22 protein-coding genes are annotated in these 24,353 nt (G+C 66.4%); 2 read left to right on the top strand and 20 right to left on the bottom strand.

The genetic code is table 11. From position 1 onward, the window contains the following. Position 1: 1 nt before the first annotated feature. Positions 2 to 1,402: an amino acid permease gene (locus H607_RS0104030; protein ID WP_028874371.1), complete on the bottom strand. Its 1,401-nt coding sequence runs from the start codon at positions 1,400 to 1,402 to the stop codon at positions 2 to 4. A gap of 166 nt (positions 1,403 to 1,568) precedes the next feature. Here H607_RS0104030 and H607_RS0104025 point away from each other — a divergent pair, with 166 nt between their 5' ends. Beyond that, positions 1,569 to 2,600, top strand: a complete 1,032-nt coding sequence (locus tag H607_RS0104025; protein ID WP_028874370.1) for an XdhC family protein — start codon at positions 1,569 to 1,571, stop codon at positions 2,598 to 2,600. Between the two features lie 43 nt (positions 2,601 to 2,643). Here H607_RS0104025 and H607_RS0104020 read toward each other — a convergent pair whose 3' ends face one another. From H607_RS0104020 to H607_RS0103960, 13 genes are all read right to left on the bottom strand, one after another. Continuing rightward, positions 2,644 to 3,066 carry a SufE family protein gene (locus H607_RS0104020; RefSeq protein ID WP_028874369.1) on the bottom strand — a complete coding sequence of 141 codons (423 nt, stop codon included), beginning with the start codon at positions 3,064 to 3,066 and terminating at the stop codon, positions 2,644 to 2,646. Continuing rightward, positions 3,063 to 3,593: a putative Fe-S cluster assembly protein SufT gene (gene sufT / locus H607_RS0104015; RefSeq protein WP_028874368.1), complete on the bottom strand. Its 531-nt coding sequence runs from the start codon at positions 3,591 to 3,593 to the stop codon at positions 3,063 to 3,065. The genes H607_RS0104020 and sufT overlap by 4 nt, the downstream gene beginning before the upstream one ends. Continuing rightward, the gene (locus H607_RS0104010) at positions 3,590 to 4,870 is read right to left on the bottom strand and encodes an aminotransferase class V-fold PLP-dependent enzyme (protein ID WP_051240629.1); all 1,281 of its coding nucleotides are present in this window, start codon (positions 4,868 to 4,870) and stop codon (positions 3,590 to 3,592) included. The genes sufT and H607_RS0104010 overlap by 4 nt, the downstream gene beginning before the upstream one ends. Next, positions 4,827 to 6,035, bottom strand: a complete 1,209-nt coding sequence (locus H607_RS12845) for a SufD family Fe-S cluster assembly protein (protein WP_051240628.1) — start codon at positions 6,033 to 6,035, stop codon at positions 4,827 to 4,829. Before H607_RS12845 ends, H607_RS0104010 begins: the two co-directional genes overlap by 44 nt. Beyond that, positions 6,032 to 6,784 (bottom strand): Fe-S cluster assembly ATPase SufC, encoded by a 753-nt coding sequence (sufC, locus tag H607_RS0104000; protein WP_028874366.1) that lies wholly within the window; start codon positions 6,782 to 6,784, stop codon positions 6,032 to 6,034. The genes H607_RS12845 and sufC overlap by 4 nt, the downstream gene beginning before the upstream one ends. Beyond that, the gene (gene sufB, locus H607_RS0103995; RefSeq protein WP_028874365.1) at positions 6,784 to 8,211 is read right to left on the bottom strand and encodes a Fe-S cluster assembly protein SufB; all 1,428 of its coding nucleotides are present in this window, start codon (positions 8,209 to 8,211) and stop codon (positions 6,784 to 6,786) included. Before sufB ends, sufC begins: the two co-directional genes overlap by 1 nt. A gap of 88 nt (positions 8,212 to 8,299) precedes the next feature. Continuing rightward, positions 8,300 to 8,575 (bottom strand): cell division topological specificity factor MinE, encoded by a 276-nt coding sequence (minE, locus tag H607_RS0103990; RefSeq protein WP_028874364.1) that lies wholly within the window; start codon positions 8,573 to 8,575, stop codon positions 8,300 to 8,302. Next, complete coding sequence (minD, locus tag H607_RS0103985; RefSeq protein WP_028874363.1) at positions 8,575 to 9,387, bottom strand: septum site-determining protein MinD; 813 nt, start codon at positions 9,385 to 9,387, stop codon at positions 8,575 to 8,577. The genes minE and minD overlap by 1 nt, the downstream gene beginning before the upstream one ends. 12 nt (positions 9,388 to 9,399) lie before the next feature. Beyond that, complete coding sequence (gene minC / locus H607_RS0103980; RefSeq protein WP_028874362.1) at positions 9,400 to 10,161, bottom strand: septum site-determining protein MinC; 762 nt, start codon at positions 10,159 to 10,161, stop codon at positions 9,400 to 9,402. A gap of 21 nt (positions 10,162 to 10,182) precedes the next feature. Next, positions 10,183 to 11,058 carry an Hsp33 family molecular chaperone HslO gene (hslO, locus tag H607_RS11635; RefSeq protein WP_037989445.1) on the bottom strand — a complete coding sequence of 292 codons (876 nt, stop codon included), beginning with the start codon at positions 11,056 to 11,058 and terminating at the stop codon, positions 10,183 to 10,185. Positions 11,059 to 11,066: 8 nt separating this feature from the next. Next, positions 11,067 to 13,385, bottom strand: a complete 2,319-nt coding sequence (locus H607_RS0103970) for a Tex family protein (protein WP_028874361.1) — start codon at positions 13,383 to 13,385, stop codon at positions 11,067 to 11,069. 53 nt (positions 13,386 to 13,438) lie between these two features. Then, entirely contained in the window at positions 13,439 to 14,293 is an 855-nt protein-coding gene (locus H607_RS0103965) for a D-hexose-6-phosphate mutarotase (protein ID WP_028874360.1), read from the bottom strand. Between the two features lie 2 nt (positions 14,294 to 14,295). Beyond that, positions 14,296 to 16,989 (bottom strand): bifunctional acetate--CoA ligase family protein/GNAT family N-acetyltransferase, encoded by a 2,694-nt coding sequence (locus tag H607_RS0103960; protein ID WP_028874359.1) that lies wholly within the window; start codon positions 16,987 to 16,989, stop codon positions 14,296 to 14,298. A gap of 125 nt (positions 16,990 to 17,114) precedes the next feature. On the opposite strand from H607_RS0103960, the gene H607_RS0103955 reads away from it, so the two are divergent. Beyond that, positions 17,115 to 18,572, top strand: a complete 1,458-nt coding sequence (locus tag H607_RS0103955) for an NAD-dependent succinate-semialdehyde dehydrogenase (RefSeq protein ID WP_028874358.1) — start codon at positions 17,115 to 17,117, stop codon at positions 18,570 to 18,572. Positions 18,573 to 18,579: 7 nt separating this feature from the next. On the opposite strand, the gene H607_RS11630 is transcribed toward H607_RS0103955, so the two are convergent. From H607_RS11630 to H607_RS0103925, 6 genes are read right to left on the bottom strand one after another with little or no spacing between them, the layout of a single operon-like run. Further along, a complete protein-coding gene (locus H607_RS11630; RefSeq protein ID WP_037989444.1) occupies positions 18,580 to 19,500 on the bottom strand; it encodes a DMT family transporter in 921 nt (306 codons plus the stop codon). After that, on the bottom strand, positions 19,497 to 20,207 hold the full coding sequence (locus H607_RS0103945) for an ABC transporter ATP-binding protein (RefSeq protein WP_028874357.1): 711 nt from the start codon (positions 20,205 to 20,207) through the stop codon (positions 19,497 to 19,499). The genes H607_RS11630 and H607_RS0103945 overlap by 4 nt, the downstream gene beginning before the upstream one ends. After that, a complete protein-coding gene (locus H607_RS0103940; RefSeq protein WP_028874356.1) occupies positions 20,200 to 21,012 on the bottom strand; it encodes an ABC transporter ATP-binding protein in 813 nt (270 codons plus the stop codon). Before H607_RS0103940 ends, H607_RS0103945 begins: the two co-directional genes overlap by 8 nt. After that, a complete protein-coding gene (gene livM, locus H607_RS0103935) occupies positions 21,009 to 22,295 on the bottom strand; it encodes a high-affinity branched-chain amino acid ABC transporter permease LivM (protein WP_028874355.1) in 1,287 nt (428 codons plus the stop codon). Before livM ends, H607_RS0103940 begins: the two co-directional genes overlap by 4 nt. Further along, positions 22,295 to 23,209, bottom strand: a complete 915-nt coding sequence (locus H607_RS0103930) for an ABC transporter permease subunit (protein WP_028874354.1) — start codon at positions 23,207 to 23,209, stop codon at positions 22,295 to 22,297. Before H607_RS0103930 ends, livM begins: the two co-directional genes overlap by 1 nt. Positions 23,210 to 23,240: 31 nt before the next feature. Continuing rightward, positions 23,241 to 24,332 (bottom strand): branched-chain amino acid ABC transporter substrate-binding protein, encoded by a 1,092-nt coding sequence (locus tag H607_RS0103925; protein WP_028874353.1) that lies wholly within the window; start codon positions 24,330 to 24,332, stop codon positions 23,241 to 23,243. Positions 24,333 to 24,353: the final 21 nt, after the last annotated feature.

The raw sequence follows: 24,353 nt of genomic DNA, 5'->3' as shown, positions 1-24,353 counted from the left end.
CTCAGGCGGGGACGGCGCGCCCTTGCAGCCGCAGCCGCAGGCGGTAGCAGAGCCACATGAGGGCCACCCAGATGGGCAGGGCGATGACGGAAGCGCGCGTGCCGGGGTTGTCGAGCATCAGGAAGAGCAGGAAGGCGACGAAGGCGAGGCAGGCATAGTTGGCGAGCGGGCTCCAAAAGGCCTTGAAGGCGGGGGTGATGTGGCGTTGCCGCAGTACCCGGCGAAATTTGAGGTGGGTGAGGCTGATCATGGTCCAGTTGATCACCAGCGCGGCCACCACTAGCGACATCAAGAGTTCCAGGGCGCTTTGCGGCAGGAGGTAGTTGACCGCCACGCAGAAGAAGGTGATGAGCGCGGAGACGCCCACGGCCAGGACCGGTACGCCGTAGCGATTGATCTTCATGAGAGCTCGGGGCGCGTCGCCTTGCTCGGCCAGACCGTAGAGCATGCGGCTGTTGCAATAGACGCCGCTGTTGTAGACCGACAAGGCCGCCGTGAGGACGACGAGGTTGAGGAGGTGCGCCGCCGTGTCGCTGCCGATGAGCGAGAAGATGCGCACGAAGGGGCTGGCGCTGTAGGGGTCGCCGGCAGCGGTGAGCGAGGCCACCAGCTGGTCCCAAGGGTAGAGGGAGAGCAGCACGGCGATCGCGCCGATGTAGAAGATGAGGATGCGGTAGACCACCTGGTTGATGGCTTTGGGGATGACACGCCGCGGGTCGGAGGCTTCGGCAGCGGTGATGCCGACGAGTTCGAGCCCACCGAAGGAGAACATGATGATCGGCAGGGTAACCACCAAGCTGCCGAAGCCGTGGGGGAAGAATCCGCCGTGACGCCAGAGATTGGTGATGCTCGCCTGCTCGCCGCCCCGGCCGCTCGTGAGCAGGTAGAGGCCGAGCACGATCATGCCGACGATGGCGGCCACTTTGATGATGGAGAACCAGAACTCTGCCTCGCCGAAAGCGCGCACGTTGGCCAGGTTGATCAGATTGATGAGAAGGAAGAACGCCAGAACGGTGACCCAGGTGGGGATCTGGGGCCACCAGAATTGGACGTATTTGCCGATCGCCGTCAGCTCGGCCATGCCGACGAGCACGTAGAGCACCCAATAGTTCCAGCCGGAGAGGAACCCGGCGAATCGGCCCCAGTAGGTGTGGGCGAAGTGGCTGAAGGAGCCGGCCACGGGTTCTTCGACGATCATCTCGCCGAGTTGGCGCATGATGAGGAAGGCGATGAGACCGCCGATGGCATAGCCGAGCAGCATCGACGGTCCGGCGGTGGCGAGCACGCCGGCCGAGCCGAGGAAGAGCCCGGTGCCGATGGCGCCGCCCAGGGCGATGAGTTGGATGTGACGGTTTTTCAGGCCGCGGCGCAGCGGGGCCTCATGCAGGGTGGAATCGGTCATGGTCGAACGTTCAGAATCGTGGTGAGGTGAGCAATCTTACACGCGTCTTGGGACGCTGAGCGGGCCGGCCGGGTTCCTGCATCCTCATCGGGATGCTTGTACCCTTGCACGAAGTTTCTGATAGGCTCAGCATTACCGTGATTGGCGTTCCTCTGAGAAAGGCGATATGGACAGCACGGATCTTTCGGTATTGAATACGGCCATCGAGTGGCTTCATGCCGGTCGTCGGACGGTGTTGGCCACGGTGGTGGAGACGTGGGGATCGTCGCCGCGTCCGGTCGGGGGCTGGCTGGCGATCCGCGACGACGGACAGGTCGTCGGTTCGGTGTCCGGCGGTTGCGTGGAGGACGACCTGATCGCTCGGATTCGTTCGGGGGAATTGTTGGCCGAAGACGTCCCCGAATTGGTCACGTACGGAGTGACCCGAGAGCAGGCGGCGCGCTTCGGTCTGCCGTGTGGGGGAAGATTGCGGCTCGTCATCGAACCGGCCCCGGAGGTCGGATTGCTCGAGGAATTGAGAGCGAGGATCCATGCCAAACGTCTGACGATAAGGGAACTCGATACGTGTTCGGGGCGCTCGGTACTGCGCGATGCGACGCGGGATGAAACGTTTTTCTTCGACGGGCGCCTCATGCGCACCCTCTACGGACCGCGCTGGCGTTTGATCGTCATCGGGGCGGGGCAGCTGTCGCACTACGTGTGTGAGATGGCGCTCGCCGCCGATTACGAGGTGGTGGTGATCGATCCGCGCGAAGAGTTCGCTGAAGGATTTACCAACCCGGCGATCACGTTTCGCCGCGACATGCCGGACGATGCGATCCTGGATCTTGCCGTGGATGCGCACACGGCGATCGTGGCCCTGACGCACGATCCCAAGCTCGACGACATGGCGTTGCTCGAAGCCTTGAAATCCCCGGCATTCTACGTCGGGGCGCTCGGCAGCCGCACCAATTCGGCCAAACGCCGGGAACGGCTCGCGCTGTTCGACCTCACCGCCGAGGAGATCGACCGCTTGCACGGACCCGTGGGATTGTTCATCGGAGCCCGCTCTCCGGCGGAGATGGCGGTGTCGATCCTGGCCGAGATCACCGCGGCAAAGTATGGCGTGCCCATCGTGCAGAAGCGCGCCCTTGCCGAACGGGAGCGAGCCGAGCGGCATACCCTTCTCGATACGATGTCTTCCGCCTGCCGCACTTGATCGCAGGCGCAAGGCGATGATGGCAAGGAGGTGACGCTCGCGTTCAGGAGCGAGGGGCCGCTTCGATCGCCGCGCGGGCGCACTCGCGGATCCGCTCGATCATCGCCCTCAGGCCGTTGCCGCGAGTGGGAGAGAGGTGGGCGAGCAGCCCCAAGCGCTCGAAGAGGGCGAGGGTGTCGAGCGAGAGCGCTTCTTCGGGCGTCTTGCCTTCGTAGGCAGCGAGCACGATGGCGGCGAGCCCGCGCACGATGAGCGCGTCGCTGTCGATCGCCAGGTGCAAGCGACCGTTGTCGAGGCGGCAGACGAGCCAGACGCGGCTCTGGCAGCCGCGCACGAGGTGGGCGTCGGTGCGTTCGGTTTCCGGGAACGGGGGCAGCGAGCGACCCAGCTCGATGAGGTAGTCGTAGCGCCCGTCCCAGTCGTCGAAGAGGGCGAAATTCTCTTCGATCTCGGCGAGCGTCGTCATAGCAGCCCCAGTTCGAGCCGTGCGGTTTCGGAGAGGCGGTCGGAGGTCCAGGGAGGGTCGAAGACGACGTTGACCATGACTTCTTTGACTCCGGGAATTTGCTCCACCCGCTGCTTGACTTCCTCGCTGAGCACGGGGCCGAGTGAGCAGCCGGGGGCGGTGAGGGTCATGTCGATCTCGACCCGGGCGCCGTCTTCGTATTCTTCGATGTCGAGGCGGTAGATGAGGCCCAGGTCGACGATGTTGACCGGGATTTCAGGATCGTAGATCTGGCGCAGCACCTCGAGGATGCGCTCGCGCAGCTCGCCTTCGGCAGGAAGCGGCGAAGGGGCGTAAGGGTCGAGCCCGAAGGCGTCGGCATCCTCGCCGGCCACGCGCACGAGGCGCCCGTCGTGGAGCACGGTGAGGCTGGTGCCCAGCGTCTGCGTCAGGCGTACTTCGCTGCCGGCGGGAAGGGTGACGGGCTCACCCGAGGGGACGACGATACCGTAGACGTCGCGCCGCGTGGTGACCGTTTGGGTGTTCATGGGGCAAGGGCTCCCAGACGTTCGAGGGCGCGGGAGAGCGCCGACAGGGTTTGGTCGATGTCCGCTTCGGTGTTGTAGAAGGCGATCGAGGCGCGCACGGTGCCGGGCAGTCCGTAGCGGGCGATCAGCGGCATGGTGCAATGGTGCCCGACGCGCACCGCGATGCCTTGGGTGTCGAGCAGGGTGCCGAGGTCGGCCGGGTGGGTGCCGACGACGTGGAAGGAGGCGATGGGGGCCTTCGCTTCCGGAGGAAGGTCGGCGAGGAGCCGCAACCCGTCGATCGCCGCCAGACCGTCCCTCAACCTGCGGTAGAGGTGGGTTTCCCAGGCGGTCAGCTGCACCCGATCGAATTGGCGCAGGTAGTCGATCGCGGCGCCCAGGGCGATGGCTTCGGCGATGGGCGGGGTGCCGGCCTCGAACTTGTAGGGAAGTTCGTTGGGTTCGAAGCCGTGCTCGTCGACCCAGGCGATCATCTCCCCGCCGCCTTGCCAGGGAGGCATGGCTTCGAGCACTTCCTGCCGCCCCCAGAGCACACCGATACCGGTGGGGCCGAGCATTTTGTGACCGGAAAATGCGTAGAAGTCGCAGCCCAGCGCCTGCACGTCGACGGGAAAATGCCCTACCGCCTGGGCGCCGTCGATGAGCACGGTCGAGCCGACGGCCTTGGCTTCTGCCGTGAGTTCGGCAACCGGATTGATGGTGCCCAGGGTGTTGGAGACGTGGGCGAGCGCCACGAGCCGGGGTCGCCGCTCGAGCAACTGGCGGTAGCGTTCCCGGTCGAGCGTTCCGTCGTCCTGGACTGGTACGAGGGCGAGTTCGGCACCGGTGCGCCGGGCGAGCATCTGCCAGGGCACGAGGTTGGCATGGTGCTCCATCTGGGTGGCGACGAGGAGATCTCCTGCTTTGACGAAGGCATTGCCCCAGGCTTGGGCCACGAGGTTGATCGCTTCCGTGGTGCCGCGCGTCCAGAGGACTTCTTTTTCGCTCGCGGCGTGGACCCAGCGGGCGACGGTGGTGCGGGCGGTCTCGAAACAGTCGGTGGCTTCCGTGCTCAGGGCGTGCGCGCCGCGGTGCACGTTGGCGTTGCGGTTCTCGTAGAACTCGGTGAGCGCCTCGATCACCTGCCGTGGTTTCTGGGTGGTGGCGGCGTTGTCGAGATAGATGAGCGGCTTGCCATAGACCCGCCGGTGCAGGATGGGAAAGTCTTCGCGCCAGCGCTCGACGGTGGCCGCCTCAGGCAGCGGCGTCGTCGGGGAGGGGGAGACGGGAGTGGACATGGCGGAGGACCTCTGCAAGGGTGAAACGCTGCAGGACCGGAGCGAGGAAGGCGTCGATGAGCAGTCGGCGCGCTTCGACTTCGGGAATGCCCCGGCTGCGCAGATAGAAGAGCGCTTCGTCGTCGAGCCGGCCGAGAGTGGCGCCGTGGCCGCAGGCGACATCGTCGGCGTAGATTTCGAGCTCGGGTTTGACGTCAGCGGCGGCGCCGTCGGCCAGGAGCAGGTGATCGAGCCGCATGGCGGCGTCGGTGCGCTGGCCGGTGGGCTCGATGAGGATGCGGCCGATCACCGCGGAGTGCGCGGCGGCCGGCACCAGGCCGCGCCAGCGCACGTCGGTGGTGGCGCCGGGGGCGGCGTGGCGGATGCGTAGCGCCACGTCGGCGGAACCCTCCGGCTCACCTTGGGTGATGCCGGAGAGGCGCAGGGTGGCGGATTCGCCCAGGGTGACATCCCATTCGAGCCGCTGATAGCGGCGGGCGGCGGCGAAAGCCTGCACGTCGAGGCGGGCACGCGCACCGAGCCGGGCGCGGACGCGGTGCAGCAGGGCTTGCTCTTCGTCGGCCGTAAAGACGCCGTGGGTGAGTTCGGCGCCCTCGCCGAGCCAGAGATGCACGGCGCCGTTTTGCGTGGAAGGGCCGAAGGAGGCGAACGTTTCTACGAGCGCGCCGCGCGCCCCCGCGGCGACGTCGACGAGCAGGAGCGGCTGGACCCAGCCGGCGCCGTGGCGGTACTGGATCTGCAGGGGAGCGTCGGCCGTTTGCTCGAGCTCGAGGAGCAGTACTGCATCGGCTTCGACCAGGTTGCGCACGGCGAAATAATCCTCGTCCGGTTCCAGCCGCTCGCGCCAGCGTGCGCGGGTGGCCTCGTCCAGTTCGGACCAGGAACGCAGGCGCCATACGCGGGTGTGCGCAGCCACTGGCCGGCCCTGGTCGAGGCGGATCCATTCGCCGGTAAGCGGCTCGGGTGAAGGGAAGGGGAAATCAAGGCCGCGGCCGGCGCGCTCGGGGGCGAAACAGGCGGAGAGCCGCGAGTAGCGCCAGAATTCGTTCTTGCGCGTGGGGGGCGTGAGCGTGGCGAGCCGTTCGGCGAGCTGCTCGTGCCAGGCGCGCGTTGCCGCGTCTTCCGCCCAGCCGCAGGGGTGGCAGACGGCGAGTGCGGTATTCATGCGACCGACCCCTCGAGCACGGCGGCGTAGCCGCCTGCTTCGATCTGGTGGGCGAGCTCGGCTTCGCCCGAGCGTGCGATGCGTCCGCCGTGCAGCACGTGCACCCGGTCGGGGCGGACGTATTCGAGGATGCGGGGGTAGTGGGTGATGATGAGGAAGGCGCGATCGGGGCGGCGCAGGCGATTGACGCCGGCGGCCACGAGCTTGAGCGCGTCCACGTCCAGACCCGAATCGGGTTCGTCGAGGATGACGAAGCGCGGTTCGAGCAGCAGCATCTGCAGGATTTCGTTGCGTTTCTTCTCGCCGCCGGAGAATCCTTCATTGACACCGCGCTTGAGGAAGTCGGCCGGCAGCCCCAGCAGCTGCGCCGCTTCGCGCGCGGCGCGCAGCAAGGCGGCGCTGTCGAGCGGGGGTTCGCCCCGGGCCTTGCGCAGGCAGTCGAGGGCGGTGCGCAGGAATTGCAGGTTGCTCACGCCGGGGATTTCCACCGGATGCTGGAAAGAGAGAAAAAGCCCTGCCTGGGCGCGCGCTTCCGGCTCCATCGTGAGCAGGTCTTGGCCATCGAGGAGCGCTTTGCCTTCCAGGACTTCGTACCCTTCGCGGCCGGCCAGCACGTTGGCGAGCGTGCTCTTGCCCGCGCCGTTGGGGCCCATGAGGGCATGGACTTCGCCGGCGGCGATGTCCAGATCGAGCCCGTCGAGGATGCGCCGGCCTTCGACGGCGACGGTGAGGTTGCGTATCGTGAGCATCATCCGACCGATCCTTCTAGACTGACTTCGAGGAGTTTGCCGGCCTCGACGGCGAATTCGAGCGGCAGTTTCTGGAACACGTCCTTGCAGAATCCCCCGACGATGAGGGCGACGGCGCGCTCGGGGTCGATGCCACGCTGGCGGCAATAGAAGAGCTGCTCTTCGCTAACGCGCGAGGTGCTGGCTTCGTGTTCCACGATGGCGCGCGGATTGCGGCTCTCGATGTAGGGGAAGGTGTGCGCGCCGCAGTGCGGGCCGATGAGCAGCGAATCGCACTGGGTGTAGTTGCGCGCCCCGCTCGCGCCGGGGTTGATGCGCACCAGCCCCCGGTAGGCGTTCTGGCTGTGGCCGGCGGCGATGCCCTTGGAGACGATGGTGCTGCGGGTGTTGCGCCCCAGGTGGATCATCTTGGTGCCGGTATCGGCCTGCTGCCGGCCGCGGGTGAGCGCCACCGAGTAGAATTCGCCCACGCTGTCGTCGCCCTTGAGGATCACGCTGGGATATTTCCAGGTGATGGCCGAGCCGGTCTCGACCTGGGTCCAGGAGATCTTGGCGCCGCGCCCGGCGCACAGCCCTCGCTTGGTGACGAAGTTGTAGACGCCGCCGCGGCCTTCTTCGTCGCCGGGGTACCAGTTCTGCACCGTGCTGTAGCGAATCTCGGCCCCTTCGAGGGCGATGAGCTCGACCACCGCGGCGTGCAGCTGGTGCTCGTCGCGCATGGGCGCGGTGCAGCCCTCGAGGTAGGAGACGTAGCTGCCTTCGTCGGCGATGATGAGCGTGCGTTCGAACTGCCCCGTGCGGGCGGTGTTGATACGAAAGTAGGTGGAGAGCTCGAGCGGACAGCGCACGCCCTTGGGGACATAGACGAAGGAGCCGTCGCTGAAAACGGCGGAATTGAGCGCGGCGAAGAAGTTGTCTCCCGGCGGCACCACGCTGCCGAGGTACTTCTGCACGAGCTCGGGATATTTTTGCACCGCCTCCGAGATGGGGCAGAAGATGACGCCGGCTTCGGCGAGCTTGTCCTTGAAGGTGGTGAGCACCGAGACCGAGTCGAAGACGGCGTCGACCGCCACGCCAGCGAGCGCGGCGCGCTCGTGCACCGGCACGCCGAGTTTTTCATAGGTCTCGAGGAGCTTGGGATCGATCTCGGTTTCGCTGCGGCGCTTGGGCGCGGCGTAGTAGATGAGCCCTTGGTAGTCGATGGGCTCGTAGTGCACGTGCGCCCAGCGCGGTTCGCGCATCGTCTGCCAGCGGTGAAAAGCATTCAGCCGCCATTGGCGCAGAAAATCGGGTTCGTTCTTCTTGACTGAGATGTATTCGATCACCTTCTCATCGAGGCCGGGCGGTAGCGTTTCGGTTTCGATGTCGGTGACGAAGCCGGCCTCGTAGGCTTGGCTGAGGGCGGCGTCGAGTTCAGCGGTGGACATACGGCTCACTCCCCCGGAAGTCCGTGGATTTGTTGACCATTATACTAGGTTTTTGCGAGGGAGAGCCTATACGCTCCCTAGCCTGCCCCTATTGAGGGGCCGGGGGAGAGGCGGTTTCGCTGAGAACGATGTTGACTTCGAGGATCTCGATGTTGTCTTGCCGCTCGAGCTGGACCTTGATGTCTTCAGGAGCGATCTTCACGTACTTCGAGATGACGCCGAGCAGTTCTTTTTGCAAAGCGGGGAGAAAGTCGGGCGAGGACTTGCCGTCGATGTGTTCGCGCGCGATGATGAGCTGCAGGCGCTCCTTGGCGATCGCCGCGGTTTTTTTCTTTTCCCCGAAGAGGCGCGTGAGCAGCGACATCAGGTGCTCCCGAAGAGACGTTTGATGAGGCTGGGTTTTTCGTAAGAGACGAAACGCAGCGGTTTGTCCTCGCCGAGAAATCGGGAGACGACGTCGGCGTAGGCTTCGGCGACGTCCGTGCCTTTGAGGTGGATCGCCGGAACCCCTTGGTTGGAGGCTTGCAATACGGCATCGGACTCGGGAATGACGCCAAGGAGCGGAATGCGCAGCAGCTCCTGGATGTCTTTGTAGGAGAGCATTTCACCCTCCTCGACACGCTTGGCGCTGTAGCGCGTCACCAGTAGGTGCTCCTTGACCGGCTCCCGCCCTTCCATGGCGCGGCGGGACTTGGATTGCAGGATGCCGAGGATGCGGTCGGAGTCGCGCACCGAGGAGACTTCGGGGTTGGTGACGACGATGGCCTCGTCGGCGAAGAGCAACGCCATCAGGGCGCCGCGCTCGATCCCGGCAGGGGAATCGCACACGACGTAGTCGAAACCCATCGTTTCGAGCTCTTTGATCACCTTTTCCACGCCTTCTTCGGTGAGGGCATCCTTGTCCTTGGTCTGGGAGGCGGGTAGGATGTGGAGGGTATCGACGTGTTTGTCCTTGATGAGCGCCTGGGTGAGCTTGGCATCCCCTTGGAGCACATTGACGAAATCGTAGACGACGCGGCGCTCGCAGCCCATGATGAGGTCGAGGTTGCGCAGACCGACGTCGAAGTCGATGACGGCGGTCTTGAAGCCGCGAAGCGCCAAGCCCGAGGCGAAAGCGGCACTGGTGGTGGTCTTGCCCACCCCTCCTTTGCCGGAAGTGACGACGACGATGCGCACGTGTGGAGCCTCTCAAATGGTGTCGATGGGTTCGATGAGCAGGTGGCTTTGCCCTTGAATGATTTGTAATTTTACCTGCACGGCGCGGTTTGCGATAGACGGGGGGAGGCCGTTTTCGAACGTCTGGTAAATGCCGGCGATGGAGACGAGCTCGGGGCCGAAGTGGGTGGCGACGATACGGGCTTGCAGATTGCCGCCGGCACCGGCGAGTACCCGTCCGCGCAGGGGGCCCCAGCAGTGGATGCTGCCGGCAGCGATGATCTCGGCACCAGGGTTGGAGCCGGCCATGAGCACGACGTCTCCTTCGGGCGCATAGATCTGCTGACCGGAGCGCACCGGCCGATCGATGAATTTGGTAGGCGCCGCGGCGCGTGGTGTGTCGGCTGGGGGCGGGGCAGGGGTTTCGGGCGCGGCAGCCGGGGCTGTCTTGGCCGGTTCGGCACGACGTACGGCTTCCAGGCGCAGCGCCGTGGCGTCGAGCTGAGCGAGGTGCAGGCGCTTCAAGGCGGCGTCGAACGATTCGGGCACGCCGCGCACGCCGATGGGTTGCAGCCCGAGACGGCGAAAAAAAGCCACCAGACCGCTCCAGTCGACTTGTTCGGGCCAGTCGCTCACTTCGGAGAAATCGAGCACGGCCGGCTCTCCTCCAAAATAACTCTCGGTGCCGGCAAAGCGCTTGTGCAGCACGTCGGCAAGCCGTGCCGGACTCACGAGCGGGGAGCGCACGACGATGCCCTCGAATTGTCCGCTCTCGAATCGTACGTCTTCACTCATGATCGATGAAAACCTTTGCGGTCAGTGACGGGTGGCGGGTGCGGTGCCGTCGTCCTCGGTGAAGATGCGGGGAAGATCGTCGCGGGTGAAACGGTATTCCAGACCGCCGAGCTCGTCGCGCACGAGGATTTCCCCATCGCGCTCGAGTTGCGCTTCGACTTCCTCCCGGCCGAGTAATCGCAGCATCCGGATTACGGCAGCCTCGTTGGGCTTGACCTCGTGTGTGATGCCGAGCGCCGTGAAGAGGCGCACCGTTTCTTCGGGGAAGAGGCGCGAAAGGAGCTCGGGGGCGTCGAGGGAAAGGAGTTCGGCCGCTGTGACGGTGTCGGCGAGCCGGGTGAGTCGGTTCCAGCCGTCGGGGTCTTTTTCGTCGGCAGAGGGGAGTTTTTGCAGCAATAGCCCGGCGGCGGCGTGCCCGTCGGCGGCAAGCCACAGGCGCGCCGGCTGCTGCTCGGACTGGGCGAGAAAGGATTCCAGTGTGTCGCGTAGCGTCTGGCCGCTCCAGGGAACGATGCTCACGTAGGGCTCTTTCGAGACCGGGAGGTCGAGCACCATCTGCAGCTGGGCTGCACCCAGGAGCTCGCGCGCGCCAGCATCGGGCCGCGGCGCCCGCTCGCCCTCGTAGCGGGCGAAGGCACGCAGGTTGCGATCGGGGCCGAGGTCGACCACGAGCAGGCTCACCGGGCCTTCTCCTTGGGCCTGGAAAGTGATGCGGGTGGGATCCTTGAGCCGGGCGGAGATCATGGCGGCGAAGGCGGCGAGTTCGCCGAGCAGGCGCTGCACGGCGGGGGGATCGTTGCGGCGCGCGACGATGCCTTGCCAGGCGTCGACCAGGCGGACGTGGGCGCCGCGGATGTCGGCGTTGTCGATGAGGAAGGGTTGGACGGCGTCGTGCATGGCGAACCTCAGCGTTCCAGGGCGCGGGCGAGCGCCTGGGCGAGGGCGCTCTCGGGGGCGGGGGATTCGCGCCGGCCGGGTTTGGCGGGTTTGGCCGCCTTGGCGGGGCGACGCGCTTCCTTGTCGGCGGGTTCGGCGCGCGGCTTGGCCGTCGGGGCCGCTTCGGTACGGTCTTTTTTCAGCGACAGGGCGATGCGGCGCCGCTCGAGGTCGACTTCGAGCACGCGTACGCGCACGATTTGCCCTGGTTTGACGACCTCGTGCGGGTCGCGCACGAAGCGCTCGGAGAGTTCGGAGACGTGCGCGAGACCATCCTGATGCACGCCGATGTCGATGAATGCGCCGAAATTGGTGACGTTGGTGACCACGGCTTCGAGCCATTGGCCGGGGCGGAGGTCTTCAAGCGTCTCGATTCCTTCGGCGAAGCGGGCGGTGCGAAATTCCGGCCGCGGGTCACGCCCCGGCTTGACGAGCTCGGCGAGGATGTCGCGCACGGTGGGTAAGCCGAAGCGCTCGTCGGTGAATTCGGCCGGGTCGAGCGTTTCGATGAGGGCGCGCTGGCCGAGGACTTCGCGCACGTCCTTGCCGATGCGTTGGAGGATTTTGCGCACCACGGGGTAGGCTTCGGGGTGCACGGCGGAGGCGTCCAGCGGGTCGTCCCCTTCGGGGATGCGCAGGAATCCGGCGGCTTGCTCGAAGGTGCGGGGGCCGATGCGCGGGACCTCACGCAGTTGTTCGCGCCGGCGAAATCCGCCGTGGCGCTGGCGCCAGGCGACGATCTCTTCGGCGATACTGCGGTTGAGCCCCGAGACGCGGGCGAGCAGCGCGGGGCTGGCGGTGTTGAGGTCGACGCCGACGGCGTTGACGCAATCCTCGACCACGGCATCCAGCGTGCGTGACAGCTGCGTCGCGTCGAGATCGTGCTGATACTGGCCGATGCCGATCGACTTGGGGTCGATCTTGACGAGTTCGGCGAGCGGATCCTGCAGGCGGCGGGCGATGGAGACGGCACCGCGCAGGGAGACGTCGAGCTCGGGGAGTTCCTGGGAGGCGAGCTCGGAGGCGGAGTAGACCGAGGCGCCGGCTTCCGAGACGACCACTTTCTGCGCCCGCAGCTCGGGGTGGCGCGCCAGGCACTCGGCGACGAGGCGTTCGGTCTCGCGGCTGGCGGTGCCGTTGCCGATGGCGATGAGTTCGACGCCGTGCCGGGCGATGAGCTCGGCGAGCGCGGCGATCGTCGGCTCGTAGTGGCGCCGCGGCTCGAAGGGGTAGAGGGTGTCGGTGGCGATCACGCGGCCGGTGGCGTCGACCACGGCAACCTTGATGCCGGTGCGGATGCCCGGGTCGATGCCCATCGTCACGCGGGCGCCGGCCGGGGCGGCGAGGAGCAGTTCTTTGAGGTTGCGCCCAAAGACGCGGATCGCTTCCTCGCCGGCGCGCTCGCGCATGCGGTTGAGGGCGTCGAGTTCGAGGTGGACCGAGAGCTTGGTCGCCCAGGCCCAGCGGGCGGTGTCGAGCCGCCAGCGGTCGGCGGGGCGCCCCTGGTCGGCCAGGCCGTAGCGGCGTGCCATGACGGCGAGCGCGGGGTGGGGACGATCTTCGTCGTGGGGGACGTCGACGCTGAGCCGCAGCACGCCCTCGTTGCGCCCGCGCAGCAGGGCGAGCGCCCGGTGCGAGGGGATGGCGGCGATCGGCTCGTGGTGGTCGAACCAGTCGCGGAACTTGGCGCCTTCCGTTTCCTTGCCCTCGACGACGCGGCTATGGACGTGGGCTTCGTGCTCGAAGAGGGCGCGCAGCTCGGCGAGCAGATCGGCGTCTTCGGCGTAGCGTTCGGCGAGGATCTGGCGCGCCCCCTCGAGCACGGCCTTGACGTCGGCAAAACCCGCTTCCGGGTTGAGGTAAGCGGCGGCGAGCGCTTCCGGTTCGGCGAGCGGGTCGCTGGCGAGCGCGTCGGCGAGTGGCTCCAGCCCCGCCTCGCGGGCGATCATGGCCTTGGTGCGCCGTTTGGGACGATAAGGGAGGTAGAGGTCTTCGAGTGCCTGTTTGGTGTCGGCGGCGCGCAGCTTTTCGTCGAGTTCGGCGGTGAGCTTGCCTTGCCCGGCGATGGAGGAGCGAATCGCTTCGCGGCGTGCTTCGAGTTCGCGCAGGTAGCCCAGACGCTCTTCGAGCTGGCGCAGCTGCGTGTCGTCGAGCCCGCCCGTGAGCTCCTTGCGGTAGCGGGCGATGAAGGGGACGGTGGATCCGGCATCGAGCAGCGCCACGGCGGCCATCACCTGGCGCGGCGCGACGCCCAGTTCTTGGGCGATTCGGTTTTCGATCGTCGACATCGGCTATCGTCTTGTCAGGAAAAGGCGGATTGTGGCCGTCGGCGCGGCGGCGGTCAACGTTCGGGGAGCATGAGTGCCTGTCGTCCGGCCCATTCCTCGTCGGGTTCGAGCGACACGGGGACGCTCGCCTGCGCGGCCTCGATGCAGACGAAACGGCGCCATGCGCCGGGGGGAAGGTCGGCGGGGCCGGATTCGCCCGGGTTCCAGAGCACGGTCTCGCCGAAACCGGCCTGTGCGATCTCGGTGCGCAGGGTGGGCGTGGCGAGCGTGAGCACGCGTTCGCCACCGCGGTAGAGCCGGTCGAGCGGCGGCTCCAGTCGTGTGACGTTCTCCGCTTCGGCGTGCCACAGGCGGGGGTCGGCCGGGTCGGTGTATTCGCTGCCGCCCAGTCCTTGCAGGGCGCTGCGCTCGATCTCGGGTACGGCCAGATAGGTGTGTAGCGCCGCGGTGAAGGTGAAAGGGGCGGTGCCGGTATTGCGCACGGCGAGTTCCACGTCCAGGCGCCGTTCGGAGAGGAGCACGGTGACTTCGGCGAGGAAGTCGTGAGGGAAGGTGGCGCGTGCGCCGGGTGCGAGCAGGGAAGGGTCGAGCTGCAGGGTCACGAGTACGTAGTCTTCGCCCTGGCGTGTCTCGTCGATGCGCCAAGAGTGGGTGCGGGCGAAGCCGTGGCGCGCTCCGGAGCCGAGCGTGCCGAATTGGGGAAAAATGATGGGGATGCCGCCGCGAATGGGCTGCGCTCCGGTGAGGGCGGCGGATTCGCTCAGATAGAGCCGTTCCTGGCCGTCTTCGGGGATCCAGGAGAGGACCTGGGCGCCGAACGGGGTGAGGGTGGCGCGGGCTTCGCCCAACGAGAGGGTGAGCGCCGGGAGTTCGCCGAGGCGGTGGGTGTCGATGTGGACGGCGGGCATGGTCAGGAACCTTGCAGCGGCAGGATGCCTTTCTTGATGGTGCGGTCTTCGGGGTCGTCGGTGAGGGTGAAGCCGAGGCTTTGCACGAAACGCAACATGCGCTCGTTGTTGGCAAGAAAGACGCCGGTCATGTATTTCAGGCCCCGGCTGCGGGCCGTTTCGATGAGGATCTGCATGAGGCGGCGGGCGAGCCCCCGCCCCTGCCATTCGTCATCGACGACGATGGCGAACTCACAGGATTCACCGTCGGGATTCACGGCATAGCGGGACACGCCCAGTTCGATCTCCTTGCCGTTCTTGTCTTTGGCGACGGCGATGAAGGCCATCTCTCGATCGTAGTCGATCTGGGTGAGCCGCGCGAGCATGGGCGGGGGCAGCTCGTTGAGCGTGGTCATGAAGCGGAAGTACTTGGTCTCGGGCGAGAGACGGCGCACGAAGTCGGCCTCGAGCTCGGCATCTTCGGGGCGGATGGGACGAATGGTGATCTGGGTGCCGTCACCCAGAGTCCAGGTTTGGATGAGGTGTGAGGGGTAGGGGTGGATCGCCATGTGGTCGTAGCGATCCGCCGAGGGATTGATGGGTTGGATGGTGATCTTGGCATCCAGGGCGATGGCGTCCTGATCGTCGACCACCAGCGGATTGATGCTGAGATAGTCGATCCAGGGGAGTTCGCACACCATCTCGGAGACGCGCAGCAACACCTGCTCGAGCTTGTCGAAGGCGATCGCCGGCATGTTCCGGTATTCTTTCAGCATAGGGAAAACCCGGCTGTTGCGCACGAGATCCTGGGCGAGAAAGCCGTTCAGGGGGGGCAGGGCCACGCTCATGTCTTCTTCCATGCCGACGCGCCTGCCGCCCTCACCGAAGAGGATCACGGGGCCGAAAATGGGATCCCGGCGTACACGGATCGCCAATTCCCGCCCATGGCGCTTGATGACCATCGGTTCGATGGCCACGCCGTTGATGATCGCATCGGGCACGTTCTTCTTGACGTCGGCGATGATCTCCTGATAGGCGGTACGGACCGCGGCCAAGGAGCCGAGGTTCAGGCGCACGCCGCCCGAGTCGGCCTTGTCGATCACCGAGGGGGAATCGATCTTCATCGCCACGGGCAAGCCCAGCTCTTCGGCGAGCACCATGGCTTCGGTGACGCTGCGCGCGACTACCGTCTGGGCGATGGGAATGTGGAAGGCGGAAAGGATCGCCTTCGATTCCATTTCGTTGAGGCGATTGCGCCGCTCGGAGAGCGCCGTTTCGATGACGAGTTGCGCATTTTCCACGCGCGGCGGTTCGTGGTGCGACAAAGGGGCCGGCGTTTGGGCGAGGAGTTTCTGGTTGCGGTAATAGGAGGAGACGTGCGAGAAGAGCTCGACCGCAGGCTCGGGCGACTCGAACGTGGGGATGCCGGCGGCGATGAATTTCTGCCGTGCCTCTTCGACGAGCTCCTGTCCGAGCCAGCAGGTGACTACGGGCTTTTCGGCGTGCTTTTCTTCTTCGATGATCGCCTCGGCCACGGCGGTGGAATCGGTCATGGCCTGCGGCGTGAGGATGACGAGCACGCCGTCGACTTCGGGCGATTCGAGCACGATCTGGAATGTCTTGCGGTAGCGTTCGGCGTCGGCATCGCCCAGGATGTCGAGCGGGTTGCCGTGTGACCAGGATTCGGGCAGGAAGGCGTTGAGCCGCCCGAGGGTGTCGTTGCTGAGTTCGGCCAAGGGGATTTTCAGATCGGTGGCGCGGTCGGCCGCCATCGCGCCCAGGCCGCCGCCGTTGGTGATGATGGCGAGCCGGTTGCCCCGTGGACGGAGGCGGGCGAAGAGGGCCGTGGCGGCGGCGTAGAGCTGGCTGATGTTGTAGATGCGAATCACGCCGGAGCGGCGCAGGGCGGCATCGAACACGGCGTCGTTGCCGGGCTGGTTGCCGCTATGCACCAAAATGGCGCGCATGATTTCGGGGTGGCGCCCGGCCTTCAATACCAGTACCGGTTTGACCCGGGCGGCGGCGCGCAGCGCGCTCATGAAACGGCGCGCGTTGCGGATCCCTTCGATATAGAGAATGATGGATTCGGTGCGGTGGTCGGTGGCGAGAAAGTCGAGGACGTCGCCGAAATCGACGTCGGCCGACACCCCCAGCGACACGACGGCGGAAAAGCCCACGCCATTGGGCTTGGCCCAGTCGAGCACGGCGGCGCACAGCGCGCCCGACTGCGACACGAGCCCGATGGACCCCTTGATGGCCGAGGCATGGGCAAAGGTGGCGTTGAGCCCGATGCTGGGGCGCACGAGCCCGAGACAGTTGGGTCCGAGCACGCGCATCTTGTAGCGCCGGGCGATCTCGATGATCTGTCGCTCGAGGTAGCTGCCGCGTGGTCCGGATTCGGAGAAGCCGGAGCTGAGCACGACGATGGCCTTGACTCCCGCCCGGCCACAGGCTTCGACGATGCCGGGAGCCCGGTCGGGTCGGGTACAGAGGACCGCCAGGTCGAGCCGGTGTGGCACGTCTTCGACGGACTTGTAGCAGGGCAGGTCGAAGAGCGTTTCGTGATTGGGATTGATGAGGAAGAGCCGCCCGTGAAAGCCGGCTTCCAGCATGTTGCGCGTGACGGTCTGCCCGAGCGAACCCGGGCGGTCGGAGGCGCCGATGATACCGACGGAACGCGGTTCGAGCAGCGGCTGGAGATAATGGGTCTCTTTCATGACGTCGGGCCCCGGGCGATGACGCCATAAGTTTATCTCACCGCGGCCTGCGGCGGGTCTCCTGGGGGCGGGCAGGAGTAGAATCGGCGAGAAATTTGCGCGGGGCAAGAGGAAAGGAGCGAAGGATGTCGTTGGAGGCGGTGCGGGCGAAGGCGCTGCTGGTCGAGCGGGCCTGGATCGGAGGGCAATGGTGCGAGGCCGATTCCGGGAATCGTTTCCCCGTTTTCGACCCGGCAAATGGCGAGCGTCTCGCCGAAGTGCCGGACATGGGGGAAGCCGAGACCCGACGGGCGATCGCCGCGGCTGCGGCGGCGTTCGATCCCTGGCGCCGGAGCCTGCCCCAGGAGCGAGCGGCGGTGCTGTCGCGCTGGGCGGGGCTGATGCGCGAGGCGCAAGAGGCGCTGGCCGAGCTGGTGATGCACGAGCAGGGCAAGCCGCTCGCGCAGGCGCGCGGCGAAGTGGCGCACGCGGCGGCTTTCGTCGAGTGGTTCGCCGAAGAAGGAAAGCGCATCTACGGCGAGATCGTGCCCACCAATCGGGCCGACCGGCGTTTTCTCGTGCTGCGTCAGCCGGTGGGCGTCTGTGCGGCGATCACGCCGTGGAATTTCCCCGCCTCGATGATCACGCGCAAGGTGGCGCCGGCGCTGGCGGTGGGCTGCACGGTGGTGGTGAAACCGGCCGAGCAGACGCCGCTCACGGCCCTGGCGCTCGCGCGGCTCGCCGAGCAGGCGGGCATGCCGGCCGGGGTGCTCAACGTGGTCACCGGCGCCGATCCGGTGCCGATCGGTAGGGCCCTCACGGCCGATGCCCGCGTGCGCAAGATCTCTTTCACCGGCTCGACCGAGGTCGGGCGGCTGCTGATGGCCCAAAGCGCCGCTACGCTCAAGCGCCTGTCGCTGGAGCTCGGGGGTGACGCGCCTTTTCTCGTGTTCGACGACGCGGACGTGGAGGCCGCGGTGCAGGGGGCAATCGCCTCGAAATACCGCAATTCGGGCCAGACCTGCGTGTGTGCCAACCGCATCCTGGTGCAGGAGGGGATTTATGATGCGTTCGTGCGCCGCTACGTCGAGGAGGTGGGCAAGCTCGCCGTCGGACCGGGCTGGCAGCCGGGGGTGACGGTGGGGCCGCTCATCGACGAGACGGCGCTCGTCAAGGTAGAGACCTTGGTGGCCGATGCGATCGGGAAAGGGGCGCGGCTCTTGTGTGGGGGTCGCCGCTTGCACGGGCTTTTTTATGCGCCGACGGTGCTGGAGGGAATCACGCCCGAGATGCGCATCGCCCACGAGGAGATCTTCGGACCGGTGGCCCCGCTGCAGCGTTTCGTCACGGAAGAGGAAGGGGTGCGGCTGGCCAATGCCACCGACTATGGCCTGGCAGGGTATCTGTACGCGCGCGATGTCGGCCGCATCCTGCGCGTGGCCGAGGCGCTCGAAGTCGGCGTGGTCGGGGTCAATACCGGCTCGACTTCGAACGAGGCGGCGCCTTTCGGCGGCATCAAGCAGTCCGGCTTCGGGCGCGAGGGCTCAAAGTATGGGGTGGAGGAGTATCTGGAGTTGAAGTCGGTGTGCTTGGCGGGGCTGTAGCCCCGTTTCACCCTTCCTGGGCAGCGAGCGCGCGGGCGGCGGTGCGTTGATTCTCGCCCAGCGCCGCAAGGCCGATGCCTAGGAGCAGCAGCATGAAACCGAGCGCCTGCAGGCCGCCGAGCCGCTCGTCGAATATCAGCCAGGCGAGCAGGCTGCTGCCGACGGGTTCTCCCAGGGTAACGATGGCCACGAAGGCGGCCGAGACGTGGCGCAGCGACCAGTTGTAGGCCGTGTGCCCCACCACCTGAGGTAGCAGCGCAAGGAGCAGGAGCGCCTCCCAGCCCTTGACCGACCAACCCGATAAAGGTGTGCCGCTGAGCAGGCAGGCGAGCATGAGGAGCACCGCGGCGCTCGTGTAGACGCTGAAAACGTAGGCCGGCAGCGTGAGTCGTGCCCGCAGCCGGTGGCCCACCAGCAGATAAGAAGAAAAACACCAGGCGCCGGCAAGGGCGAGGAAGTTGCCCCGCAGGGAATCGGCGCCACCCGTGTGCCGGTCGCTCCAGAAAATAGCCAGGCTGCCGGCGAGTGCGAGCGCCATGCCGGCGAGCAGCGTGCGGTTGAATCGCTCGCGCAGGAAGAAGAAACCAACGAGCGCGATCCAGATGGGGTTGGTGGTGACCAGTACCGTGCTCGAGGCGACCGAAGTCAGGGCGAGCGAGCGGATCCACAGCGCGAAATGCAGCGCGAGGAAAGTGCCGGCGAGCAGCGCGAGCGCCAGCTGCCGCAGGGTCATGGCGCGCAGCGAGGCCCGGTCGAAGAAGAGTGCCACCGGCGCCACGGCGAGCGCGGCGAAGGTGAGCCGCCAGGCAGCCACGGCGAGCGACTCCACGCCCTCACTCTGGGTGAGGCGCGCGCAGATCGCCCCGGCGGCGATCGATAGCATCCCACCCACGGCGACGAGATAGGCGAGCGGCCGGCGTTCGTTCATGAGGCAGCATCGAGGTAGGCGGCGCGCACCTGGGGATCGGCGAGCAGGGCGGCACCGCTACCTTCGAGCACGATACGTCCGTTTTGCAGCACGTAGCCGCGGTGCGCGATCTTCAATGCCTGCCGGGCATTCTGCTCTACCAGCAGGATGGTGAGTCCGTGTTCGCGGTTGAGGGCGACGATGGTGCGAAAGATGGTGCGGATGACGAGCGGCGCGAGCCCCAGCGAGGGTTCGTCGAGCAACAGCAGGCGTGGTTCGCTCATCAGCGCCCGCCCGATGGCCAGCATCTGCTGCTCGCCGCCCGAGAGCGTGCCGGCACGCTGGGTACGGCGCGTCTCGAGCACGGGAAAGAGCGAGAAAACTCGCTGCAGGTTTTCTTCGACGTGCGCTCCCTCGAGCGGCGTCGCGCCCAGCAGCAGATTTTCGTAGACGCTCATTTTGGCGAAGACGCGCCGCCCCTCCGGAACGAGGGCCATGCCGAGGCGCGCGATGCGGTGCGGCGGTAGCGCCGTGATGTCCTCGCCCTCGAGCAGGATGCGGCCGCTGCTCGCGCGCGGAGTGCCGAAGAGCGTCGTCATCAAGGTGGATTTGCCGGCACCGTTCGCCCCGATGAGCGTGACGATTTCGCCGGCGCGCACCACCAGGTCGACCTCGGCCAGTGCCTGGATGGGACCGTAGTGGGCGCTGACGCGCTGCAATTCAAGCATCGGCGGCCTCTTCATCTTCTTCGCCCAGATAGGCGCGGATCACTTCGGGGTCGCGGCGCACCGCCTCGGGCGGCCCTTCGGCGATCTTGCGCCCGAAGTTCATCACCACCACGTGATCGGACACGTTCATCACCACGCTCATGTCGTGCTCGATGAAGAGCAGCGTCAGGCCGTGTGCGTCGCGCAGCGCCGTGAGCAGCGCCTTGAGCTCGGCCGATTCGCGCGGATTGAGGCCGGCGGCCGGCTCGTCCAGGCACAGCAGGCGCGGTCGCGCGCACAGGGCACGGGCGATTTCCACGCGGCGTTGGGTGCCGTAGGGTAGCGCCCCGGCCGGTGTGTCGGCAAAAGCGGTGAGCCCCAGCTCGGCGAGCCAGCGCCGGGCGAGTTCGATCGCCTCGCGTTCGGCACGTCGATAGCCCGGTGTGTGCAGCAAGCCGGCAAGGGCGAAACGCGACGCCCGCGCGAGCGCCTGATGCTGGGCCACGAGCAAATTTTCCAGCACCGTCATGCCACCGAAGAGGCGGATGTTCTGGAACGTGCGCACGATGCGCGCCTCGCGGGCGATGCGGTGACCCTTGAGGCGGGTGAGGTCGCGCTCGCTGCCGTCGTCCTCGTGCAGCAGGATGCGGCCGGCGCTGGGGCGATAGAAACCGGTGAGGCAGTTGAAGAGCGTCGTCTTGCCCGCTCCGTTGGGGCCGATGATGGCGGTGATCGCTCCGTGCGGCACCTGCAGCGAAAGCCCGTCGATGGCGGTGATGCCGCCGAAGCGCATCACGAGGTGGTCTACCGTGAGGAGCGGCGTCATGGCGCGCTGCTCCGCGACGGATTCAAGCGCACGGTGGGTTCGCGCCGCGCGAGCAGGCCCGTGGGTTTGACCGCCATGATGGTGACCATGGCCGCACCGAAGACGAGCATGCGGTAGTCGGCGAACTGGCGACCCACTTCCGGCAGCACGACCAACACCGCCGCGGCGAGCACTACGCCGAGCTGCGACCCCATGCCGCCGAGCACGACGATGGCGAGGATCGTGGCCGATTCGCTGAAGGTGAAACTCTCCGGCGAGATGAATCCCTGCCGGGCGGCGAAGAAGACGCCGGCAAAGCCGGCGAGCATCGCCCCGGTGGCGAACGCCGAGAGCTTGACGGTGGTGGTATTGAGCCCCAGGGCTTTGCAGGCAATCTCGTCTTCGCGCAGCGCCTCCCAGGCGCGCCCCGTGGGCAGCACGCGCAGGCGGCTGACCAGGGCGTGCGTGAGCAGCGCCAAGGCGACGATGAGATAGTAGAGGAAGATGAAGCGGTGCATGGGCGAAAATTCCAGCCCGAAGAATTCATGGAAAGTGCGCCCTTCGGCGCTGCGTGCGAACGGTAGCCCGAAGAAGCTGGGTCGGGGAATGTTGCCGATGCCGTTGGGCCCCCCGGAAAAGGAGGTCCAGTTGAGCAGCACGATGCGGATGATTTCGCCGAAACCTAGGGTGACGATGGCGAGGTAGTCTCCGCGCAGCCGCAGCACCGGATAACCGAGCAGGATCCCGAAGAGTGCCGCCAGGGCGCCCGCCACCGGCAGCGCTGCCCAGAAACTCCAGCCGAACTGGGTCGATAGCAGCGCATAGGTGTAGGCACCCACGGCGTAGAACGCGACGTAGCCCAGATCCAGCAGCCCGGCGAGCCCCACCACCACGTTGAGCCCCCAGCCGAGCATCACGTAGATGCCCAAGGTGGTGGCCGTGTCGATCACATAGCGGTTGTCGGCAAAAAAGATCGGCAGCAGGAGTGCCACTGCCAGCAGGCTCGTGCCGGCAGCCCGGCGCAGCACGGCGTCCGTGCTCGAGAAGGCCGCACTCTTGTGCGAGGGCTTGCGGCTGCGCCAGGCATCGAGCGCCGCCCGAAATGCCAGGCGCCCAAGGAAGATTGCCACGAGCGTCATGGCCCAGGCGCCCCAGCGGGTGCGCACGGCGAGCGCTCCTCCCTCCTCGACGGTGACGAGTCCGATGAAGGGCAGGGCGAGCAAGCCGCCGAGCACCGTGATGACGAGGGCATCGCGCAGGCGCAGGGCGAGCGGCGAAGGTGCAGGGAGTGCGGCAGCGGTCATCACACTTTCTCCACGTCGGGTTTGCCCAGCAGTCCTGTGGGGCGAAAGAGCAGCACCAGCACGAGGATGGAGAAGGTGGCCACGTCCTTGTATTCCGGCGAGAGGTAGGCCGACCAGAACGCCTCGACGAAGCCGATGAGGAGGCCCCCCAGCATCGCGCCGGGGACGGAACCGATGCCGCCGAGCACGGCGGCGGTGAACGCCTTGATGCCGGCGATGAAGCCGATGGAGAAGTCGATCACGCCATACTGCAGCACCGTCATCACGCCGGCGACGGCTGCCAGGGCGGCCCCGATGATGAAGGTGAGCGAGATGGTGCGATCGACGTCGATGCCCAACAGGGCGGCCATTTTGGGATCCTGCTCACAGGCGCGCTGCTGGCGGCCGAAGGCGGTACGCGTGATCATCCAGGCAAACCCGGCCATGACGATCAACGTGACGAGGACCACGGTGAGCTGTGCCCAGCCGAAGGTGACGCGGAAGTCGTCGGCCGACCACAGTGTGACGCCTCCCTGCCACAGCGGCGGCACGGACTTGATGCGCGCGCCCTGCGTGAGCTGGACGTAGTTCTGCAGGAAGATGGACATGCCGATGGCGGAGATGAGGGGGGCGAGCCGCGGGGCGCCGCGCAGCGGCCGGTAGGCGATGCGCTCGACCGCCCAGCCATAGAGGGCGGTGAAAGTGATCGAGGCAAAGAGCATGGCGAGCAAGACGAGCGGCGTGGGCCCGACCCCCAGTGCGGTGCAGAGCACGTAGGTAAGCACCGAGAGGAAGGCGCCGATCATGTAGATCTCGCCGTGGGCGAAGTTGATCATCCCGATGATGCCGTACACCATCGTGTAGCCGATGGCGATGAGACCATACATCGCCCCCAAGCTCAGCCCGTTGATGAGCTGCTGTAGCGCGTAGCCCAAAGGCGTCTCCCTCTCGTGTGTCCGGTATCTCTTACTCGGCGTAATCGTAGCGGCCGCCGGTCCACTTGTAGATGGCGAAGGCCGGTTTCTTGAGATCGCCTTTTTCGTCGAATTCCAGTGTGCCGATGGCCGTGTCGAATTTTCCTTTGCGCAGCACCGGCTCGAGCTTGGCGCGCTCGACTCCGCCGGCCTGCGTCACGGCCTGCTCGAAGAGCTGCAGGGCGGCGTAGGCATAGAGCACGTACCCCTCGGGTTCGATCTTGGCGGCGCGGAAACGCTCGACGATGGGCGCGGCTTGCGGATTCTTGCGCGGATCAGGCGTGAACGTGAAGTAGACGCGATCGGCGAGCTTGCCCGCGGCGGTGACGAGTTCGGAGTTGGTCATGGTGTCGCCTCCCACCACGACCAGCGGCAGTCCCACCTGATCGGCCTGGCGCAGCAGCAGCGCGACTTCGGTGTGATAGCCGCCGTAGGCGAGCACGTCGACGCCGGCGTTCTTCAGCCGGGTGACGATGCCGGAATAATCTTTTTCGCCGGCGGTGATGGATTCACGCAACACCGGCTCTTTGCCGGCGGCTTTCATCGCCTTGGCGATCTCGTCGGCGAGCCCCTTGCCATAGGCGCTCTTGTCGTCGAGCACGGCGACTTTCTTGTCCTTGAATTTGCTGGCGATCCATTGCCCGATCACCGAGCCTTGCTGGTCGTCGCGCCCCATGATGCGGAAGATGTTCTTCAGGCCGCGTTCGGTCACCTGCGGGTTGGTCGACACGGTGGCCATGAGGATGTCGGCGTCGTTGTAGATGTCGGAGGCGGGGATGGTGGAGCTGGAGCACCAGTGGCCATGTACGAACTGCACTTTTTTGTTCACGAGGGCGTTGGCCACGGCCACGGCCTGTTTGGGATCGCAGGCGTCGTCGCCGTATTCGAGCTTGATCTTCTGCCCGAGCACGCCGCCCTTGGCGTTGATGTCGGCGGCGGCCGCTTCCGCCCCTTTCTTGATCTGGTCGCCGGCGGAGGCGTATTGGCCGGTGAAGGGGCCGGCCACGCCCACCAGCCAGTCGGCATGGGCAAGGAGCGGTGCGGCAAGGCCGGCGGCGAGGGCGAGGGTGCGCAGCGGAGTCATCGGAGTCTCCTTTCTCGGTGT

It is taken from the genome of Tepidiphilus margaritifer DSM 15129, from assembly GCF_000425565.1.
Classification (GTDB): domain Bacteria; phylum Pseudomonadota; class Gammaproteobacteria; order Burkholderiales; family Rhodocyclaceae; genus Tepidiphilus; species Tepidiphilus margaritifer.
This window is presented reverse-complemented; position numbering and strand designations above follow the sequence as displayed.

Bases quoted from the DNA above. Each gene is read 5' to 3' on its own strand.
- H607_RS0104030 (WP_028874371.1), bottom strand. From the start codon at position 1,402: ATGACCGATTCCACCCTGCATGAGGCCCCGCTGCGCCGCGGCCTGAAA.
- H607_RS0104025 (WP_028874370.1), top strand. From the start codon at position 1,569: ATGGACAGCACGGATCTTTCGGTATTGAATACGGCCATCGAGTGGCTT.
- H607_RS0104020 (WP_028874369.1), bottom strand. From the start codon at position 3,066: ATGACGACGCTCGCCGAGATCGAAGAGAATTTCGCCCTCTTCGACGAC.
- sufT (WP_028874368.1), bottom strand. From the start codon at position 3,593: ATGAACACCCAAACGGTCACCACGCGGCGCGACGTCTACGGTATCGTC.
- H607_RS0104010 (WP_051240629.1), bottom strand. From the start codon at position 4,870: ATGTCCACTCCCGTCTCCCCCTCCCCGACGACGCCGCTGCCTGAGGCG.
- H607_RS12845 (WP_051240628.1), bottom strand. From the start codon at position 6,035: ATGAATACCGCACTCGCCGTCTGCCACCCCTGCGGCTGGGCGGAAGAC.
- sufC (WP_028874366.1), bottom strand. From the start codon at position 6,784: ATGCTCACGATACGCAACCTCACCGTCGCCGTCGAAGGCCGGCGCATC.
- sufB (WP_028874365.1), bottom strand. From the start codon at position 8,211: ATGTCCACCGCTGAACTCGACGCCGCCCTCAGCCAAGCCTACGAGGCC.
- minE (WP_028874364.1), bottom strand. From the start codon at position 8,575: ATGTCGCTGCTCACGCGCCTCTTCGGGGAAAAGAAAAAAACCGCGGCG.
- minC (WP_028874362.1), bottom strand. From the start codon at position 10,161: ATGAGTGAAGACGTACGATTCGAGAGCGGACAATTCGAGGGCATCGTC.
- hslO (WP_037989445.1), bottom strand. From the start codon at position 11,058: ATGCACGACGCCGTCCAACCCTTCCTCATCGACAACGCCGACATCCGC.
- H607_RS0103970 (WP_028874361.1), bottom strand. From the start codon at position 13,385: ATGTCGACGATCGAAAACCGAATCGCCCAAGAACTGGGCGTCGCGCCG.
- H607_RS0103965 (WP_028874360.1), bottom strand. From the start codon at position 14,293: ATGCCCGCCGTCCACATCGACACCCACCGCCTCGGCGAACTCCCGGCG.
- H607_RS0103960 (WP_028874359.1), bottom strand. From the start codon at position 16,989: ATGAAAGAGACCCATTATCTCCAGCCGCTGCTCGAACCGCGTTCCGTC.
- H607_RS0103955 (WP_028874358.1), top strand. From the start codon at position 17,115: ATGTCGTTGGAGGCGGTGCGGGCGAAGGCGCTGCTGGTCGAGCGGGCC.
- H607_RS11630 (WP_037989444.1), bottom strand. From the start codon at position 19,500: ATGAACGAACGCCGGCCGCTCGCCTATCTCGTCGCCGTGGGTGGGATG.
- H607_RS0103945 (WP_028874357.1), bottom strand. From the start codon at position 20,207: ATGCTTGAATTGCAGCGCGTCAGCGCCCACTACGGTCCCATCCAGGCA.
- H607_RS0103940 (WP_028874356.1), bottom strand. From the start codon at position 21,012: ATGACGCCGCTCCTCACGGTAGACCACCTCGTGATGCGCTTCGGCGGC.
- livM (WP_028874355.1), bottom strand. From the start codon at position 22,295: ATGACCGCTGCCGCACTCCCTGCACCTTCGCCGCTCGCCCTGCGCCTG.
- H607_RS0103925 (WP_028874353.1), bottom strand. From the start codon at position 24,332: ATGACTCCGCTGCGCACCCTCGCCCTCGCCGCCGGCCTTGCCGCACCG.